This is a genomic window from Micromonospora sp. C28SCA-DRY-2 (assembly GCF_030519475.1).
Lineage (GTDB): Bacteria > Actinomycetota > Actinomycetes > Mycobacteriales > Micromonosporaceae > Micromonospora.
On the sequence record NZ_JAUMKD010000008.1, the window covers coordinates 165,827 to 182,352 of the forward strand.

The 16,526-nt window shown below is 77.0% G+C and carries 18 protein-coding genes; 17 read left to right on the top strand and 1 reads right to left on the bottom strand.

The features are described from left to right. Window positions 1-68 precede the first annotated feature (68 nt). The 11 genes from Q3W71_RS26675 (at window position 69) to Q3W71_RS26725 (ending at window position 10,849) form a co-directional block, all read left to right on the top strand. On the top strand, window positions 69-407 hold the full coding sequence (locus Q3W71_RS26675; RefSeq protein WP_302922224.1) for a TcmI family type II polyketide cyclase: 339 nt from the start codon (window positions 69-71) through the stop codon (window positions 405-407). Then, on the top strand, window positions 404-2,116 hold the full coding sequence (locus Q3W71_RS26680; RefSeq protein ID WP_302922225.1) for an acetyl-CoA carboxylase carboxyltransferase subunit alpha: 1,713 nt from the start codon (window positions 404-406) through the stop codon (window positions 2,114-2,116). Before Q3W71_RS26675 ends, Q3W71_RS26680 begins: the two co-directional genes overlap by 4 nt. Next, complete coding sequence (gene accB, locus Q3W71_RS31035; protein ID WP_368051208.1) at window positions 2,113-2,853, top strand: acetyl-CoA carboxylase biotin carboxyl carrier protein; 741 nt, start codon at window positions 2,113-2,115, stop codon at window positions 2,851-2,853. Before Q3W71_RS26680 ends, accB begins: the two co-directional genes overlap by 4 nt. A gap of 10 nt (window positions 2,854-2,863) precedes the next feature. Next, a complete protein-coding gene (locus tag Q3W71_RS26690; RefSeq protein WP_302922226.1) occupies window positions 2,864-4,447 on the top strand; it encodes an acetyl/propionyl/methylcrotonyl-CoA carboxylase subunit alpha in 1,584 nt (527 codons plus the stop codon). Continuing rightward, complete coding sequence (locus tag Q3W71_RS26695) at window positions 4,444-5,196, top strand: SRPBCC family protein (protein ID WP_302922227.1); 753 nt, start codon at window positions 4,444-4,446, stop codon at window positions 5,194-5,196. The genes Q3W71_RS26690 and Q3W71_RS26695 overlap by 4 nt, the downstream gene beginning before the upstream one ends. Further along, the gene (locus Q3W71_RS26700; RefSeq protein ID WP_302922228.1) at window positions 5,189-5,593 is read left to right on the top strand and encodes a cupin domain-containing protein; all 405 of its coding nucleotides are present in this window, start codon (window positions 5,189-5,191) and stop codon (window positions 5,591-5,593) included. The genes Q3W71_RS26695 and Q3W71_RS26700 overlap by 8 nt, the downstream gene beginning before the upstream one ends. A gap of 173 nt (window positions 5,594-5,766) precedes the next feature. Then, entirely contained in the window at window positions 5,767-7,041 is a 1,275-nt protein-coding gene (locus Q3W71_RS26705) for a beta-ketoacyl synthase (RefSeq protein WP_302922229.1), read from the top strand. Next, window positions 7,038-8,282, top strand: coding sequence for a beta-ketoacyl synthase N-terminal-like domain-containing protein (locus Q3W71_RS26710; RefSeq protein ID WP_302922230.1), 1,245 nt, complete (start codon window positions 7,038-7,040; stop codon window positions 8,280-8,282). The genes Q3W71_RS26705 and Q3W71_RS26710 overlap by 4 nt, the downstream gene beginning before the upstream one ends. After that, complete coding sequence (locus tag Q3W71_RS26715; RefSeq protein ID WP_302922231.1) at window positions 8,282-8,605, top strand: antibiotic biosynthesis monooxygenase; 324 nt, start codon at window positions 8,282-8,284, stop codon at window positions 8,603-8,605. The genes Q3W71_RS26710 and Q3W71_RS26715 overlap by 1 nt, the downstream gene beginning before the upstream one ends. 68 nt (window positions 8,606-8,673) lie before the next feature. After that, a complete protein-coding gene (locus Q3W71_RS26720; RefSeq protein ID WP_302922232.1) occupies window positions 8,674-8,976 on the top strand; it encodes a hypothetical protein in 303 nt (100 codons plus the stop codon). A 472-nt stretch (window positions 8,977-9,448) separates the two neighbouring features. Beyond that, on the top strand, window positions 9,449-10,849 hold the full coding sequence (locus tag Q3W71_RS26725) for a class I adenylate-forming enzyme family protein (protein ID WP_302922338.1): 1,401 nt from the start codon (window positions 9,449-9,451) through the stop codon (window positions 10,847-10,849). On the opposite strand, the gene Q3W71_RS26730 is transcribed toward Q3W71_RS26725, so the two are convergent. Next, window positions 10,777-11,505 (bottom strand): 4'-phosphopantetheinyl transferase superfamily protein, encoded by a 729-nt coding sequence (locus Q3W71_RS26730; RefSeq protein ID WP_302922233.1) that lies wholly within the window; start codon window positions 11,503-11,505, stop codon window positions 10,777-10,779. The two genes, Q3W71_RS26725 and Q3W71_RS26730, sit on opposite strands and share 73 nt — an antisense overlap. A 15-nt stretch (window positions 11,506-11,520) precedes the next feature. Between Q3W71_RS26730 and Q3W71_RS26735 the strand changes: the two genes are divergently transcribed. The 6 genes from Q3W71_RS26735 to Q3W71_RS26760 are packed head-to-tail and all read left to right on the top strand — an operon-like array spanning window position 11,521 to window position 16,479. Continuing rightward, window positions 11,521-11,787, top strand: a complete 267-nt coding sequence (locus tag Q3W71_RS26735; RefSeq protein ID WP_302922234.1) for an acyl carrier protein — start codon at window positions 11,521-11,523, stop codon at window positions 11,785-11,787. Beyond that, complete coding sequence (locus Q3W71_RS26740; protein WP_302922235.1) at window positions 11,787-12,032, top strand: acyl carrier protein; 246 nt, start codon at window positions 11,787-11,789, stop codon at window positions 12,030-12,032. Before Q3W71_RS26735 ends, Q3W71_RS26740 begins: the two co-directional genes overlap by 1 nt. After that, window positions 12,025-13,107, top strand: a complete 1,083-nt coding sequence (locus tag Q3W71_RS26745; RefSeq protein ID WP_302922236.1) for a beta-ketoacyl synthase — start codon at window positions 12,025-12,027, stop codon at window positions 13,105-13,107. Before Q3W71_RS26740 ends, Q3W71_RS26745 begins: the two co-directional genes overlap by 8 nt. Beyond that, window positions 13,104-13,631 (top strand): beta-ketoacyl synthase chain length factor, encoded by a 528-nt coding sequence (locus Q3W71_RS26750; RefSeq protein ID WP_302922237.1) that lies wholly within the window; start codon window positions 13,104-13,106, stop codon window positions 13,629-13,631. The genes Q3W71_RS26745 and Q3W71_RS26750 overlap by 4 nt, the downstream gene beginning before the upstream one ends. Then, window positions 13,628-15,244 carry a class I adenylate-forming enzyme family protein gene (locus Q3W71_RS26755; RefSeq protein WP_302922238.1) on the top strand — a complete coding sequence of 539 codons (1,617 nt, stop codon included), beginning with the start codon at window positions 13,628-13,630 and terminating at the stop codon, window positions 15,242-15,244. The genes Q3W71_RS26750 and Q3W71_RS26755 overlap by 4 nt, the downstream gene beginning before the upstream one ends. After that, window positions 15,241-16,479, top strand: coding sequence for a beta-ketoacyl synthase (locus Q3W71_RS26760; protein WP_302922239.1), 1,239 nt, complete (start codon window positions 15,241-15,243; stop codon window positions 16,477-16,479). Before Q3W71_RS26755 ends, Q3W71_RS26760 begins: the two co-directional genes overlap by 4 nt. Window positions 16,480-16,526: the final 47 nt, after the last annotated feature.

Below are 16,526 nucleotides of genomic sequence, written 5' to 3' on the forward strand. Positions count from 1 at the left end.
TGTCGGCAGTCGTCCGGCGCGTCCGCCCGGTGTCGCCGGCACCGGACGCCGTGGGGGGAGGCCCAGCCATGGACCGTTCGCTCATCGTCGCGAAGGTGGTACCGACCGCCGAGGCGCGGGTCGCGGAGATCTTCGCCGAGTCCGATGCGACCGAGCTGCCACAGCTGGTCGGCGTCCGGCACCGGTCGCTGTACCGGCTGCACGACCTCTACGTGCACCTGCTGGAGACCGAGCTGCCGGGCGACGGGGCCGTGGAGGCGGCCCGGGGGCACCCCGAGTTCGAGCGGGTCAGCGCGCGGCTGCGGCCGTACATCTCGCCGTACCTGCCGGACTGGCGCTCGCCGCGGGACGCCATGGCGCACTGCTTCTACCGCTTCGACGCCGCGCCCGCCGGACGGCCGTCGTGACCGCCACCGCGCCCCGGGAGGGGCAGCTCTGGTCCCGCTGCGCCGGCTGCGCCACGCTGCTGTACCGCAAGCGGCTGCACCGCAACCTCGACGTGTGCCCCGAGTGCGGCACCCACGCCCGGCTCGGCGCGCCCGACCGGCTGCGCCAACTGGTCGACCCCGGCTCGTTCGCCGCGCTGCCCGACCGCCCGGCCGAGGTGGACCCGATCGGCTTCGTCGACGTGCTGCCGTACCCGCACCGGCTCACCGCCGCCCGGGCCGGCACCGGGCTGGGCGAGGCGGTGGTCTGCGGCACCGCCGCCGTCGGCGGGCACCCCTGCGCGCTCGCGGTGATGGACTTCCGCTTCCTCGGCGGCAGCCTCGGCTGCGCGGTCGGCGAGCTGATCACCCGCGCCGCCGAGCGGGCGCTGGCCGACCGGGTCCCGCTGGTCCTGGTCACCGCCTCCGGCGGGGCGCGGATGCAGGAGGGCGTGCTGTCGCTGATGCAGATGGCCACGGTCAGCCAGGCCGTCGCCGCGTTGCGCGAGGCGGGACTGCTCACGGTCAGCGTGCTCACCGACCCGACGTACGGGGGAGTGGCGGCCTCGTTCGCGACCAACACCGACGTGGTGATCGCCGAGAGCGGCGCCCGGATGGGCTTCGCCGGGCCCCGGGTGATCCGCCAGGTCACCGGGCGGGCGCTGCCCGACGGCTTCCAGACCGCCGACTTCCTGCTCCGGCACGGGCAGGTGGACATGGTGGTGCCCCGGCGCGCCCTGCGCGGCCGGCTGACCGCGCTGCTCGCCGCGGCCCGGGCCGCCCGCCGACCCGACCCGGCACCGGACGTCCGCCCACCGGGACCGACCACCGCCGGCCCGCCGGCAAGCGCCACCGGCGGGCCGGCGGCCGAGGGCCCGGCCGGCGACGCCTGGGCGACCGTACGCGCCGCCCGGCACCCGGGCCGACCGACCACCCTGGACTACCTGGAGTCGGCGTTCGACGACTTCGTCGAGCTGCACGGTGACCGGCTCGGCGGGGACTGCCCGGCGGTGGTCGGCGGCCTGGCGCGGCTGGCCGGCCGGCCGGTGATGGTGGTCGGGCACCAGAAGGGGCACACCACCGCCGAGCTGGTCGCCCGCAACTTCGGGATGGCCAGCCCGGCCGGGCACCGCAAGGCGCTGCGGCTGATGCGGCTCGCCGCCCGGCTCGGCCTGCCCGTGGTGACCCTGGTGGACACGCCCGGCGCGGATCCCGGCGTGGACGCCGAACAGCAGGGCCAGGCGGCCGCGATCGCGGAGAACATCCTGGCGCTGACCATGCTGCCCACCCCGGTCGTCGCGGTGATCACCGGCGAGGGTGGCAGCGGTGGCGCGCTGGCCCTGGCCGTCGCCGACCGGGTGCTGATGCTCCGGCACGCGGTCTACTCGGTGATCAGCCCCGAGGGCTGCGCGGCGATCCTCTGGCCCGACCGCGGTGCGGCCCCGCAGGCGGCGCGCGCCCTGCGGCTCACCGCGCCCGACCTGTGCCGGCTCGGCGTGGCCGACGAGGTGGTGCCGGAGCCGGAGACCGGGGCGCAGGACGACCCGGAGGCGGCCGGCCGGCTGCTGCGGGCGGCGCTGCTGGCCAACCTCACCCCCCTGCTGGAGGTGCCCCCGGCGACCCTGGTGCGCCGGCGACGGCAGCGGTTCCGGCGCTTCGGCGCGGCCGGCGTCCGGGCGGGTGCCCGGTGACCGCCGCGCGTACCGGCCGCTCCCCGGACGCGGCCGCCCCGCCGCCCCGCTCCGGCCCGCCGGCGCACGACGCGGCGTCCACCCCGAACGGCCTGGCGCCGGCCGCCGGGCCACCGGTCCCGGGACCCGCGCGGTCGCCGGCCACCGAACCGTCCACCGACCGTCCGACGCCCGGCGCGGGCGCGGCCGGACCGTCGACCCCGGCGCCCGCTCCCGACGGGTCGGCCCCGACCCCGGCGACCGACGGTTCGGCCCCGGCCGACGCGGCTCCGGGCGGGGTGGACGCGGTGCTGGCCGGGCTGCGCCGGCACGCCCGACAACTCGTCGCCGAGCTGGCCGGACCGGTGCGGCGGGTCCGGCTGCGCAGCGGGCAGACGGTGCTGGAGGTGGAGTGGCACGCCCCGTCCGGCCCGGCCGCGGGCCCGCCGCCGGCGCCCCGGCCGGCGCCCGAACCCGCCGCGCCGGCGGCACCGCCGCCGGCGGGCGCGGACGGGGCCCGCGGCACCGTGCGCTCGCCGATCGTGGGCACCTTCTACCGCGCCCCGGAACCCGGCGCCGCGCCGTTCGTCGCCGTCGGCGACCTGGTCCGGCCGGGCCAGGTGGTCGGCATCGTCGAGGCGATGAAGCTGATGAACGAGGTGACCGCCGACCGGGCCGGGCGGGTGGTCGAGCTGCTGGCCGAGGACGGCCAGCCGGTGGAGTACGACCAGCCGCTGGTCGCCCTGGAACCGGCCTGAGGTGGTGGCGATGTTCGAGAAGGTGCTGATCGCCAACCGGGGCGAGATCGCCCTGCGGGTGCTGCGGGCCTGCCGCGAGCTGGGGGTGCGCACCGCGGTGGTCTACTCCAGCGCGGACGCCGACTCGACGCCCGTCCGCCTTGCCGATGAGGCGGTCCGGATCGGGCCGGCGCAGAGCCGGCGCAGCTACCTCAACGCCGCCGCCATCGTCGAGGCGGCCCGGCAGGTCGGCGCGCAGGCGGTGCACCCCGGCTACGGGTTCCTCTCCGAGGACGCCGACTTCGCCGAGATCTGCGCGCAGAACGGGCTGACCTTCATCGGGCCGCCGCCACGGGTGATGGCCGAACTGGCCGACAAGTCCTCCGCGCGGGCGCTCATGCGCCGCGCCGGGCTGCCGCTGCCGCCGGGCAGCGTCCGGCCCGTGCCGACGGCCGCCGCGGCGGTGGCGGTGGCCGCCGAGATCGGCTACCCGGTGATCGTCAAGGCGGCCGCCGGTGGCGGCGGGCGCGGCATGACGGTGGTCCGCACCCCGGCGGAGCTGCCCCGGGCGTACGCGCGCACCCGGGCCGCCGCCCAGGCCGTCTTCGGCGACGACCGGGTGTACGTCGAGCGGTACCTCACCGACGCCCGGCACGTCGAGGTGCAGGTGCTCTGCGACCAGCACGGCAACGGCGTGCACCTGGGCACCCGGGACTGCTCGGTGCAGCGCCGGCACCAGAAGCTGGTCGAGGAGGCCCCGGCGCCGGCGCTCTCCGCGGCCACCCTGGAGGCGATCGCGGCGGCCGCCCTGCGCGGCGTCCTCGACGTCGGCTTCACCGGCGCCGGCACCGTCGAGTTCCTGGTCGACGCGGACGAGCGGTTCCACTTCCTGGAGATCAACTGTCGGATCCAGGTGGAGCACCCGGTCACCGAGATGATCACCGGGATCGACCTGGTGCACGAGCAGTTGCACATCGCCGCCGGGGTGCCGCTGCGGCTGCGGCAGGAGGACGTCCGCCCGCACGGGGTGGCGGTCGAGTGCCGGGTCAACGTGGAGGACCCGGACCGCGACTTCGCCCCCACCCCCGGCCGGCTGGAACGGTTCCTCCCGCCCGGCGGCCCGTTCACCCGGGTCGACACCCACGGCCACCCCGGCTACCTGGTCGGCCCGTACTACGACTCGCTGCTGGCCAAGGTGGCGGTCTGGGCACCCGACCGGGACCTGGCCCTGAACCGGCTGGAACGGGCCCTCGACGAGTTCGACGTGGCCGGGCCCGGGGTGCGCACCACCATCCCGTTCGTCCGCCGGGTGCTCGACGATCCCGGGTTCCGCAAGGGGCGCTACTCGACCGGCCTGGTCGACCGGCTGCTCGCCGCCCGGGACCCGGCCCGGCCGCCCGCGCCGACCGGCCCGCCGGCCGGGTCCCCGGCGACCCGCCCGCCCGACGCCCGGCCTCCGGGCGGGCCGCCCGCCGCCCGCCCGCCGACCGGCGAGCCGCCCGCCGCCCGCCCGGCCGGCGTACCCGCCGACCCGCCGGCCAACCGGCCACCCGACGCCGCCCGCCCCGGCGGGCCCGCCGGCCCGCCCGACCGACCGCACAGGAGGACCCGATGACCGTCACCCATGGCCGTCCGCTGACCGGGGAGATCACCGAGATCCTGGTGGCCCACTGTGGACTCGACCCGGACGCGGCGGCCCGCGCACCGGCCGCCTCCCTGGAGGAGCTGGGCATGGACTCGCTGGCCCTGCTGGAGCTCTCCGCGGTGGTCGCCGACCGCTGGCAGGTGCAGATCCCGGAACAGGCCGCCCAGCTGAGCATCCCCGCCGTGGCGGAGCTGGTGGCCCGCCGGGCCGACCCGCCCGGACACACCGAGAACAGCGTGCTCATCGCCGCGCCGCTGCCGCTGGTCTGGGAGGTCACCAACGACGTCGCCCGCTGGACCGAGCTGTTCACCGAGTACGCCCGGGTGGAGATCCTGCACCGCGACGGCGACACCGTACGCTTCCGGCTGACCATGCACCCGGACGAGAACGGGATCGCCTGGAGCTGGGTCAGCGAGCGCACCGCAGACCCGGCGACCCGCCAGGTGCGCGCGCAGCGGGTGGAGACCGGGCCGTTCGAGTACATGCGGATCCACTGGCGCTACACCGAGGAGCCCGGCGGCACCCGGATGACCTGGGTGCAGGACTTCGCCATGAAGCCCACCGCGCCGGTGGACAACGCCGGCATGACCGACCGGATCAACGCCAACAGCGCGGTGCAACTGGCCGTCATCAGGGAGCGGATCGAGCGGCTGGCCCGCGACGGCGTCATCCCGGCCGGCTCCTCCGCCGACACCCCGACCGGAGGCGACGATGAGTGAGCGGACGCTGCGGCTGGTCGCCGCGCGGGACGTACCACCGGACCGCCGCCGCGGCGGTGAGCTGCGGGTGCTGCTCGGCCCGCGGACGGTCGGCAGCACCTCCGGCTTCATGGGGGTGGCGGCGCTGGCGCCGGGGGAGCGGATCGCCGAGCACTACCACCCCTACAGCGAGGAGTTCCTGTACGTGTGCCGCGGCGCGATCACCGTGGACCTCGACGACCAGCCGGTGCCGCTGGCCGCCGGGGAGGCGCTGCTCGTCCCGGTCGACGTCCGGCACCGGCTGCGCAACACCGGCGACGAGCCGGCCGAGGTGGTGTTCCACCTCGGGCCGCTGGCGCCCCGGCCCGAGCTGGGCCACGTCGACACCGAGCTGGTCGAGCAGCGGGGCGGGTCGTGAGCGCGAGGAGTGAGCCGGGGTTGCGAGCCCCGCAGTCGCGAACCCAGGAGGCGCCGTGAGCGCGAGGAGTGAGCCGGGGTTGCGAGCCCCGCAGTCGCGAACCCAGGAGGCGCCGTGAGCGCGAGGAGTGAGCCGGGGTTGCGAGCCCCGCAGTCGCAAACCGGGGTGGCGTCGTGAGTGGGCGCCGGACGGTGGTGACCGGCATCGGGGTGGTGGCACCCGGCGGCGTGACCCGGGACCGGTTCTGGAAGGCGATCACCGAGGGGCGTACCGCGACCCGCCGGATCACCTTCTTCGACCCGTCGCCGTTCCGGTCCCGGATCGCCGCCGAGTGCGACTTCGACCCGGTCGCCGCCGGGCTCACCGAGGCCGAGCGGCGCCGCGCCGACCGGTACGTGCAGTTCGCGCTGGCCTGCGCCGCGGAGGCGGTCGCCGACGCCGGCCTGGCGCTGACCGAGGCCGAACGGGACCACGCCGGGGTGGTGCTCGGCACCGCCGTGGGCGGCACCATGGCGCTGGAGCAGGAGTACGTGACGGTGAGCGACACCGGCCGCCGGTGGCTGGTCGACCACGCCCGCGGCGGCCCGTACCTCTACCAGGCGCTGGTGCCCAGCAGCCTGGCCGCCGACGTGGCCTGCCGGTACGGCCTGCACGGCCCGGCCCAGGTGGTCTCCACCGGCTGCACCTCCGGCATCGACGCCATCGGCTACGCCCACCAGCTGATCGTCGACGGCGAGGCGGACGTGGTGCTGGCCGGGGCCGCCGACTCGCCGATCTCCCCGGTCACCGTGGCCTCCTTCGACGCGATCAAGGCGACCAGCCCGGACAACGACGACCCGGCGCACGCCTCCCGGCCGTTCGACGCCGACCGGCACGGCTTCGTGCTCGCCGAGGGGGCGGCGGTGCTGGTGCTGGAGGAGGCCGGACACGCCCGGCGGCGCGGCGCGCACGTCTACTGCGAGGTGGCCGGCTACGCCAGCCGCAGCAACGGCTTCCACATGACCGGGCTGCGGCCGGACGGGGTGGAGATGGCGCTGGCCATCACCGCCGCGCTGGGCCAGGCCCGGATCGCCCCGGAGCAGGTCTGCTACGTCAGCGCGCACGGCTCCGGCACCCGGCAGAACGACCGGCACGAGACGGCGGCGTTCAAGCGGGCGCTCGGCGAGACCGCGTACCGGGTGCCGATCAGCTCGATCAAGTCGATGGTGGGGCACTCGCTCGGCGCGATCGGCTCGATCGAGATGGCGGCGTGCGCGCTGGCCATCGAGTACGGCGTGGTGCCGCCGACGGCCAACTGGGCCACCCGGGACCCGGAGTGCGACCTGGACTACGTGCCGAACGAGGCCCGCGAGTTGCCGGTGGACGTCGCCCTCTCGGTGGGCAGCGGCTTCGGCGGCTTCCAGTCCGCCATGGTGTTCCGCCGGCTGCCGCGGACGGTGCCGGCGTGACCGCCCGGGCCGTCGTCACCGGGATCGGCGTGGTGGCGCCCAGCGGCGTCGGCGCGGACGCGCACTGGCGGAGCGTGCTGGCCGGCACCCGCCGGACCGGGCCGATCACCCTCTTCGACCCGGCCGGCTACCCCACCCGGTACGGCGGCGAGGTGTCCGGCTTCGACGCGGCCGGCTACGCCGACAACCGCCGGCTGGTGCAGACCGACCGGTGGACGCACCTGGCGTTCGCCGCCACCCGGCTGGCGCTGGCCGACGCCGGGCTGCCCGAGCGGGCTCCCGACCCGTACGGCTGGGCGGTCACCCTGGCCAGCTCGTCCGGCGGGAACCTGTTCGGCCAGCGGGAACTGCAACGGCTCTGGGGGTCGCCGGCGCGGACCGTCGGGGCGTACCAGTCGATCGCCTGGTTCTACGCGGCCAGCGTCGGCCAGCTCTCCATCCACCACCAGTTCAAGGGGCCGTGCGGGGTGCTGGCCGCCGAGTCCGCCGGCGGCCTGGACAGCCTGGCGCACGCGGTGCGCACGATCCGCCGGGGCACCCCGGTGGTTCTCGCCGGGGCGACCGAGTGCCCGCTGAGCCCGTACGCGCTGGCCTGCCAGCTGCGCTCCGGGCTGCTCAGCGACGTCGCCGACCCGGAGCGGGCGTACCGGCCGTTCGACGCCGCCGCCAGCGGCTACCTGCCGGCCGAGGGCGGCGCGGTGTTCGTGGTGGAGGAGCTGGGGCGGGCGCTGGCCCGGGGCGCCCGGATCTACGGCGAGGTGACCGGCTGGGGCGCCACCCACGACGGCGTGCACACCGGACCGGACGGCGCCGGCGACCCCCGGCAGTACGCCCGGGCCATCCGGCTGGCCCTGGACCGGGCCGGGGTCGAGCCGGCGGCGGTGGACGTGGTGCTGCCCGACGCGCTGGGCGTGCCCCGCTACGACCGCGCCGAGGCGGCCGCGCTGCGTGCCGTCTTCGGCACCCGCCCGCCGCCGGTGACCACGCAGAAACCGCTCACCGGCCGGGCCCACCAGGGCGGTTCCGCGGTGGACGTGGCGACCGCGCTGCTCGCCTTCCGGCACGACACGCTGCCCGCCTCGGCCGGGCCGGACGAGGTGGCCGACGGCTGCGAGCTGGATTTCCTGCGGACACACCGGCGGCCGGCGAGCCGGACCGCGCTGGTCTGCGCGCGCGGCTTCGACGGTTTCAACAGTGCCCTGGTGCTGCGCGGCGCGGCACCGGCGGAAGGAGTGGCGTGATGAGCGACCAACGGGCCCGGGTGGTCTTCCTGGTGCGGGTGCCGGCGGCTCGCACCGAGGCGTTCCTCGCCGCGTACGAGCAGATCCGGCACCAGGTCGCCGGTGGGGTGCCGGGGCACCTGGTGGACCAGGTCTGCCGCTCGGCCACCGACCCGGAGCAGTGGCTGATCACCAGCGAGTGGGCGGCGCTGGCCGACTTCGAGCGGTGGGAACGCAGCCCGGAGCACCGCGACCTGGTCCGGCCGATGCGGGAGTGCTTCACCGACGCCCGGTCGCTGCGCTTCCACATCCACGCCCAGACGCCGGCCGGGACGCCGGCCTGAACCCCGCCGCCGCCGGCCCGCCCGTCGCCGGGGCGGCCGGCCGCCGGATCCGGTGGCAGGCTGCGGGGATGAGCGAACGTGACCTGCCCGCGTTGACCCGGGCCGAGCGGGAACTCGTCGAGCGGTACCTGCGCATCGTCGACCTGGTGGCCCGGCTGAATCCGGCCCGGGACAGCGGGCACTTCGACCCGCTCGGCTGCGTGGTCGCCGCGCAGGCCCTGGCGGCCGAGGCGAAGGCGGTCGCCGCGGTGGCCGAACTGATGCGCGAGCGCGGGGAGACCGAACTGCACGCCGGCACGCTGGCCCGCGCGATGCGCGCGCTGGACGGCGAGCGGCGCACCGCCCGGGTGGTCCTGCCACCGGCGCCCTGACCCCGCCGCCCGCCCGGTCCGTCGGGCGGCCGCGCGGGCGGTCCGTCGGGCGGCCGCGCGGGCGGTCCGTCGGGTGGCTGCCGGGCAGGGGTGCGACCCGACGCCACACCGCGGTCGCCTCGCCGAGGTCGAGCCGTCCGCACGATGCCGCCGGCCCGGCAGGGTCCGCGGACCCGCCCCTGCCGGACCCGCCCCCGCCGGGCCGGGCCGGTCGAAGAACGCCATCGGCCGTCCGGTCGGCAGTGCCCGCCATCCGCACGATGGGTCATCACTCGGTAGCGCTCGGTGGGCATACGGGGTCGATCCTGCCCCGTCGAACGGGCCGTCGGCAATCCGGCCAGCCGCTCGTTTTGATCTAGCCATTTGCATGTGGCAATGGATCCGAGCGGCGGCGTACGGTTCCCCCGCAGCACCCCGACAAGCACTCTTCCTGGGCGGATCCCGCCCTGTCCCATGCTGGGCGGTGACGGCGGTGACCATGGACCGGTCGACAGGAAACCCGTTGGTGACGGACCCGGAATGGGTCGACGAGGTGCTGCTGGCCGGCCCGGCCGACGCCGTCTGCCTGCGGCTGCCGGCACCGGTCGGCCGGGCCGCCCTGCGCCGGCTGGTCGCCGAGGCGCAGGCCGGGCTGGTCGACGCCGGGCTGCGTCCCGGCGGGGCCGCCGCGCTGCGGCTGCCGCCCTCGCTGGCGTACGTGGTGCACCTGCTGGCCACCTGGCGGCTCGGCGCGCAGGCGATCCTGCTCGACCACCGGCTCACCGACCACGAGGTCGACCGGGCGCTGCGCCGGCTCACCCCGCAGGTGGTGGTGGCGCCGGTGCGCACCTCCGGCGGGGCGCTGCGCGTCTTCGTCGACGTCACCGCCGGCGTCACCGGCTACGCCGACCGGCCCGCGGGCAGCGGGCACGCGGTGATCCAGCTCAGCTCCGGCTCCACCGGGCCGTCCAAGGTGATCGGCCGCACGGCCGCCGACCTGGTCGCCGAGGTGCACCGCTACACCCGGATCGACGGGGTGGCGCTGCCCGGCGAGCGGATCGTCCTGCTGCCCTCGATGGTGCACGTGCTCGGCCTGGTCGGTGGCCTGCTCTACGCCCTGCACGCCGGCGTCGAGCTGGTCCCGCCGGAGCGGCTCAGCGGCGACGCCGTGCTCGCCGCCGTCGCCGCCGCCGACACCCCGGCCACCGTGCTCGGCGTGCCGTTCCACATCGGACTGCTCGCCTCCACCCGGCCGGGTCGGCCGCTGCCCCAGTTCAAGCGGATGACCACCGGCGGGGAACTGGTCCCGGCGGCGGTCGCCCGGGCGTTCACCGACCGCTTCGGCGTGCCGCTGGGCAACATGTACGGGATGACCGAGGTCGGGGTGATCGGCACCGACCTGTACGGGCGGCACCGGCCGGCCATCGCCCCGGCGCCCGGCATGGCGGTCCGCGCGGTCGACGGCGAACTCTGGGTCAGCTGCCCCGCCTCGCCGTACGTCGGGCTCAGCGACCCGACCCGGTGGTCCGACGGTTGGCTGCGCACCCGCGACGCCGGCACGGTAAACCCGGACACCGGCCTGGTCACCATCCGCGGCCGGCTCGACTCGCAGGTCTCGGTGGGCGGGATGAAGGTCGACCTCACCGAGGTGGAGACCAGCGTCGCCGAGCTGCCCGGGGTGGCCGCCGCGGTGGTGGTCTGGGACGACGGCATCACCGCGTACGTGCAACCGGACGGGCCGCTGTCGGAGGAGACGCTGGACAAGCTGCTCGCCGAGCGGCTGGCCGGCTACAAACGCCCGCGCGTGCTGCGGCTGCTCGATCAGCTGCCCCGCACCACCACCGGCAAGCTGGTCCGCTCCCGGGACGCGCTGCGCTCGGCGGCGACGTCGTGACCGGCCCGCTGTACCAGCCCGACGTCACTCACGACCACCTCGACGCCACCGCCCGCGCAGACGGGGTCGGCGACCGCCACCGCCACCACCAGCTCCCGGTCCACCGCCGGGTGCCCGACCCGCAGGTCGGCCCGGCCGGGCACCGGCCGCAGCAGGTCGGCTCCGGGATCCTCGGGCAGCGGCACCGGCCGGCGCAGGCCGCCACCGCGCAGCCCCACCCCGAGCGCCTTGCCCACCGCCTCCTTGGCGGTCCACAGCCGCAGGAAGTCGACCGCCCGGCCCCCGGCCGGCCGGGCGGCCAGCCAGGCCAGCTCGTCCGGGGCGTACCAGCGGCGGGCCAGCGCCAGCGCGGGCAGCTCCCGGCGGCACTCGACGTCGATCCCCACCGGACCGGCCCGGCGGGCGGCGACCAGCACCACCACGCCCGCGCGGCTGACGCTGACCGGCAGCGTGACCTCCCCGCCGCCCGGCGCGGCCGCGCCGACCAGCGGCCGCCCGCCGCGGGTGCGCCCGACCACGATCTCCGCCTCCGCGCGGCCGAGCAGCGTGGCCCCCGCCCGCCGCAGCAGCCGCCCGGCCGGCCCCGGCCGACCGCCGGCGCCCCGGCCGACCCACACGTGCACGGTGTCCCGATCGGGCACCGGTAGCTGGCTCACGGAAAGAGGTTAACCATGTCAACCGAGGTCCGCGCCTTCGTCATCGAGCAGCTCGCCGACATGAACTACGACGTCGAGGGGATCGACGACGACACCACCCTCGGCCCGTCCGGAGTGGACCTGGAGTCGCTGGCCCTCGCCGACCTGGCCGTCCGGGTGGAGGACCGCTACGGGCTGAAGTTCGCCGACGACGAGTCGGAACAGCTCGCGCTGATGACCGTCGGCGAGTTCACCGCGCTGGTCGCCGACCGCGTCGCCGCCGCGACCAGCGACCAGTCCTGATGACCGGGCGGCCCGACCTGGGGCGAGCCGACCTGGTGGCGATGCTCGCCGAGCTCACCGCGAAACCGGCCGCCGAGGTGCCCGAGCGGATCGGCTCGATGGAGCTGGCCTGGCTGGTGCACCTGGTGGAGCAGCGCTACGAGCGGCCGCTCGACCTCACCGACGACCAGCTCGCCCGGATCCGTACCGTCGACGACGCCCTGGCGGTCTTCCGGACCTCCCTGACCGTCGCCGCCGATGGCTGAGGCGGCGGCCGTCCAGCTCACCGGCGTACACGCGACCAGCGCCCTCGGTCGGGGCGCGGCGGCGCAACTGGCCGGCGTGCTGGCCGGGGCGCCGGCCTTCCGGCCGGTCCGCCGCTTCGACACCGGCGCCCGGCGGGTGGACGCGGCGGCCACCCTGCCCGAGGTGGGCGACCTCCCCGACGAGCTGGCCGAGTCGGTGACCGAGGCCTGCCGGGCGGCCGGGCTGGACGCCGCCCGGCGGGCGGGCTGCGCGTTGCTGCTGGCCGTGCACGGCGGCCCGGGTGTCCCGGCGCTCGCCGGCACCCTCGCCGGCTGGACCGGCCTCGGCGGCCCGACCCGGGTCTACACCACCGCCTGCGTCTCGGCGACCAGCGCGGTGGCCGACGCGGCGGCCCTGATCCGGCGCGGGGACGCCGACCGGGTGGTGGTCGCCGCCGGTTACCTGGTCGAGCCGGACCAGTACGCCCTCTTCGACGCCGGCCGCGCGCTCGCCACCGACGGCGCGGTACGCCCGTTCAGCGCCGGCCGCACCGGGCTGCTGCTCGGCGACGGCGTCGCCGCGGTGGTGCTGGAGTCCGCCCGGCGCGCCCGCCGGCCGCTGGCCGACCTGCTCGGCTGGGCCCGCGCCGGCGACGCGTACCACCCGTGCCAGCCGCACCCGGCCGGCCGCGGCATGGCCCGCGCGGTCGGTGCGGCGCTGACCCGGGCCGGGCTGCCGGCCGAGGCGGTCGGCTACGTCAACGCCAACGCCACCGGCACCGGCCACAGCGACGCCGCCGAGGCCGCGGCCCTGCGCGCGGCGCTGGGCCCGGCGGCGACCGCCGTCCCGGTTAGCTCCACCAAGGCCCTGCACGGGCACGCGCTGGAGGCGTCCGGACTGCTCGAACTGGTGGTCACCGTGCTGGCGCTGCGGCACGGGAAGTTGCCGGTCAACGCCGGCTGGCTCGGGCCCGACCCGGACTGCCCGCTGGACGTGATCCGGGACGCGCCCCGACCCGCCGCCACCCGGTACGCGCTGACCCTCAACGCCGCCTTCGGCGGCGCCAACACCGCCCTGCTGGTCGGTGCGGCGTGACCGGGCCGGACCGGGCGACCACGCTCGCCGTGCTGGCCGAGGCGGCCTGGCCGGAACCGGGCGACGGCCCGCCGCCGCCGCTGCCCGGCTACCTGCACTCGGCGTTCAACCCGCTGGTCGCGGCGGTGGCGGAGCGCTGCCTCACCCGCGCCCACCGGGCCGTGCCCGCGCCGGGCGGCGCGCGGTGCGCGATCGTGCTGGTCAGCGCGGACGGCGACCGGGCCAGCGCGGCGCACGTGCGGGCCACCGTGGCCGCCGGCCGCCGGCCCGGGCCGCTGTTCTTCTTCCAGTCCGTGCCCAACAGCGTGGCCGGGCACGTGGCCGCCCGCTGGGGGCTGGCCGGGCCGGTGCTCTGCCTCGCGCCCACCGGCGACCCACGGGCCGACGGGATCGCCGCGGCCGAGCTGCTGGTGCACGACGGCGACGCCGACGCGGCGTTGCTGGTCCTGATCGACGACGCACCCGACGACGCCGGCGCGGCCTCGGCCGTCGCGGTGCTGCTGGGGGGAGGAGACACCCGATGAGGAGCAGGGGACTGCGCGGCCGGCTGGCCGCCGACGAGCGGGTCGGCGCCGGCAACGTGCTGGCCCGGGTGCTGGCGCACGGCGCCGACCCGGACGGGCCGGGCCTCACCTTCGACACCGCCGTCGACGGCCACCCGGCCGAACACCCGCTCACCCTCGGCCGGCTCGACCAGCGGGTCGCCGCCCGGGCCGCCTGGCTGCACGCCCGGGGGATCGGGCCGCGCGATCCGGTAGCGGTCTGGGCCACCGCCGCCGCCGACATGGTGCTCAGCTACCTCGCGCTGACCCGGCTCGGCGCGATCCCGGCGCTGATGAACGGCAAGCTGCGCCCGGAGATCGCCGCCGAGTACATCCGCCGGCTGCGCGGCGTCGGGGTGCTCGCCGACGACCCGCACGCCGCCCTGCTGGCCGGGCACGAACTCGGCGTACCGGTGCTCGGCAGCCCCGCCGAGGCGGGCGCCGGCGACCCGGCCGCCGCCCCCGCGCACTACCGGCACCACCCCGACGACCCGGTGGTGGTCACCCACACCTCCGGCACCACCGGGGTGCCCAAGGCGGTGCTGCACTCGCACGCCAGCCTCTTCGCCGCCACCCGGCACCTGCTCACCATGCCGCAGGCCCAGGGCACCAGCCGGATCCTCAACGCGCTGCCCGCCCCGCACACCGCCACCGTGCTCATGGTCAACCAGGCGCTCGGCAACCGGGCGGAGATGTTCCTCCTCTCCGAGCAGGGCGGCGAGCGGGTGCTCGACGCGATCCAGCGCTGGCGCCCGGACGGGGTGTTCGGCTTCTCGGTGACCTGGGCCGAACTGGCCCGCTTCGACCTGTCCGGGTACGACCTGGACTCGGTGCGGCTGTGGTTCAACACCGGGGACTGCTCGCACGAGCCGCACATCCGCCGGCTGGTCGCGGTCGGTTCCCGGGACACCGTCACCCGCGGCGGGGTGGTCCGGGTGCCCGGCTCGGTCTTCATCGACGGCCTCGGCTCCAGCGAGATGGGGCACTCGATGTTCCACATCACCCACCGCACCGACACCGACCGGTACGGCCGCTGCATCGGCCGGCCGTACCGGTTCGCCAGGGTGGCGGTGCTCGACGAGCGCGGCGACCCGGTGCCGCCCGGGCAGCCCGGCTGGCTGGGCATCGACTCGCCGTCACTGTTCCGCGGCTACTGGAACGACTCGGTCACCACCTACCGGTTCCGCCAACGCGGCTGGTACCTCACCGGCGACCTGGTCTACGCCGACGCCGACGGCCGGTACTACCACCTGGACCGGGCCGTCGACTCGGTCGACGCCGGCGACGGGCGGCGGTTCTACACCGCGATGTCCGAGGAACGGATCCTCGCCGCCTGCCCGGACGTCACCGACTGCACAGTGGTGATCGTCGCCGACGGCGGCACCGTGGTCACCGACGTGCTGCTGGAACTCGCCGCCGGCGCCGACCCGGCGCAGGACCGCACCGAGCGGGTCCGCGCCGCGCTCGGCCCGGACGTCGGGGCCACCCTGCGCCGGGTGGTGCCGGTCCGCGCCGCCGACATCCCGGTCACCGTGACCGGCAAGGTACGCAAGGTCGCGCTGCGCGAGCGTTATCTCACCGGGGTTCCGTCGTGACCGCCGTGATCACCGGGATGGGGCTGTTCACCCCGGTCGGGCGCGGCGTCGCCGCCACCTTCGACGCGCTCTGCGCCGGCCGGTCCGGGCTGGCCCGCCCACCGGCCGGGCACCCCGCCGCCGACTGCCTGGAGGTGGCCGGCCTGCTCCCGCCGGTCGACCCGCGCTCCGTCGCGTCCGGCCCGGAGACCCGGGTGCTGGACCGGATCGTGGTGCTCGCCCTGCACGCCGCGGCCGACGCGCTCGCCGACGCCGGCATCGAGGTGGGCCGGGACGTCGACCCGGGCCGGATCGCGGTGATCGTCGGCGGGGTGGGCGGCATGTCCACGCTGGAGGAGCAGGTGCTGGCCCGGGCCGCCCGGGGGCGGGCGGCGGTCAGCCCGTACCTGCTCACCGGGATCCTGCCGAACATGCCGTCGGCCCGGATCGCTATCCGGTACGGCATCCGCGGCTACAGCTCCTCGGTCGGCACCGCCTGCGCCTCCGGCGCCCAGGCGGTCGCCGACGCGGTCCGGCTGATCCGGGCCGGGGAGGCGGACGTGGTGGTCTGCGGGGCCAGCGAGGCGCCGCTCTTCCCCACCTTCGCGGACACCTTCGGCAACGCCCGGGCGCTCGCCCGGGGCTGGGCCGACCCGGCCGCCGCGAGCCGGCCGTTCGACACCCGGCGCAACGGCTTTGTGCTCGCCGAGGGGGCGGCGCTGCTGGTACTGGAGCGCGCCGAGCACGCCGCCGCCCGGGGCGCCACCGGCTACGCCGAGGTGGCCGGCTACGGGGCCACCACCGACGCGTACCACCCGACCGCGCCACGACCGGACGGCGCGGGCGCCGCCGAGTGCATGCGGCGGGCGCTGGCCAGCGGCGGCGTGCCGGCCGCCCGGGTCGGCTACGTCAACGCGCACGGCACCGGCACCAAGCTCGGCGACATCGCCGAGACCACCGCGCTGGCGGAGGTCTTCGGGGCGTACGGGGTGCCGGTCAGCTCCACCAAGGCGCTCACCGGGCACCTGCTCGGCGCGTCCGGCGTACTGGAGGCGGCGGCCACCGCGCTGGCGCTCGGCCGCGGGCTGCTGCCGCCGACGCACAACCTGGACGACCCGGATCCGGCCTGCCCGGCCGACCACATCCGCAAGGAGCCCCGGGCGACGGAGACGGAGTACGCGCTGACCAACTCCTTCGGCTTCGGCGGCCAGAACGTGAGCCTGCTGCTCGCGCGGGCCGCCCGGCCGGGGAGGTGACCGGCGGCACCTACCCGCGGGCGGGGCGCGCCCGACGGCAGAGCACG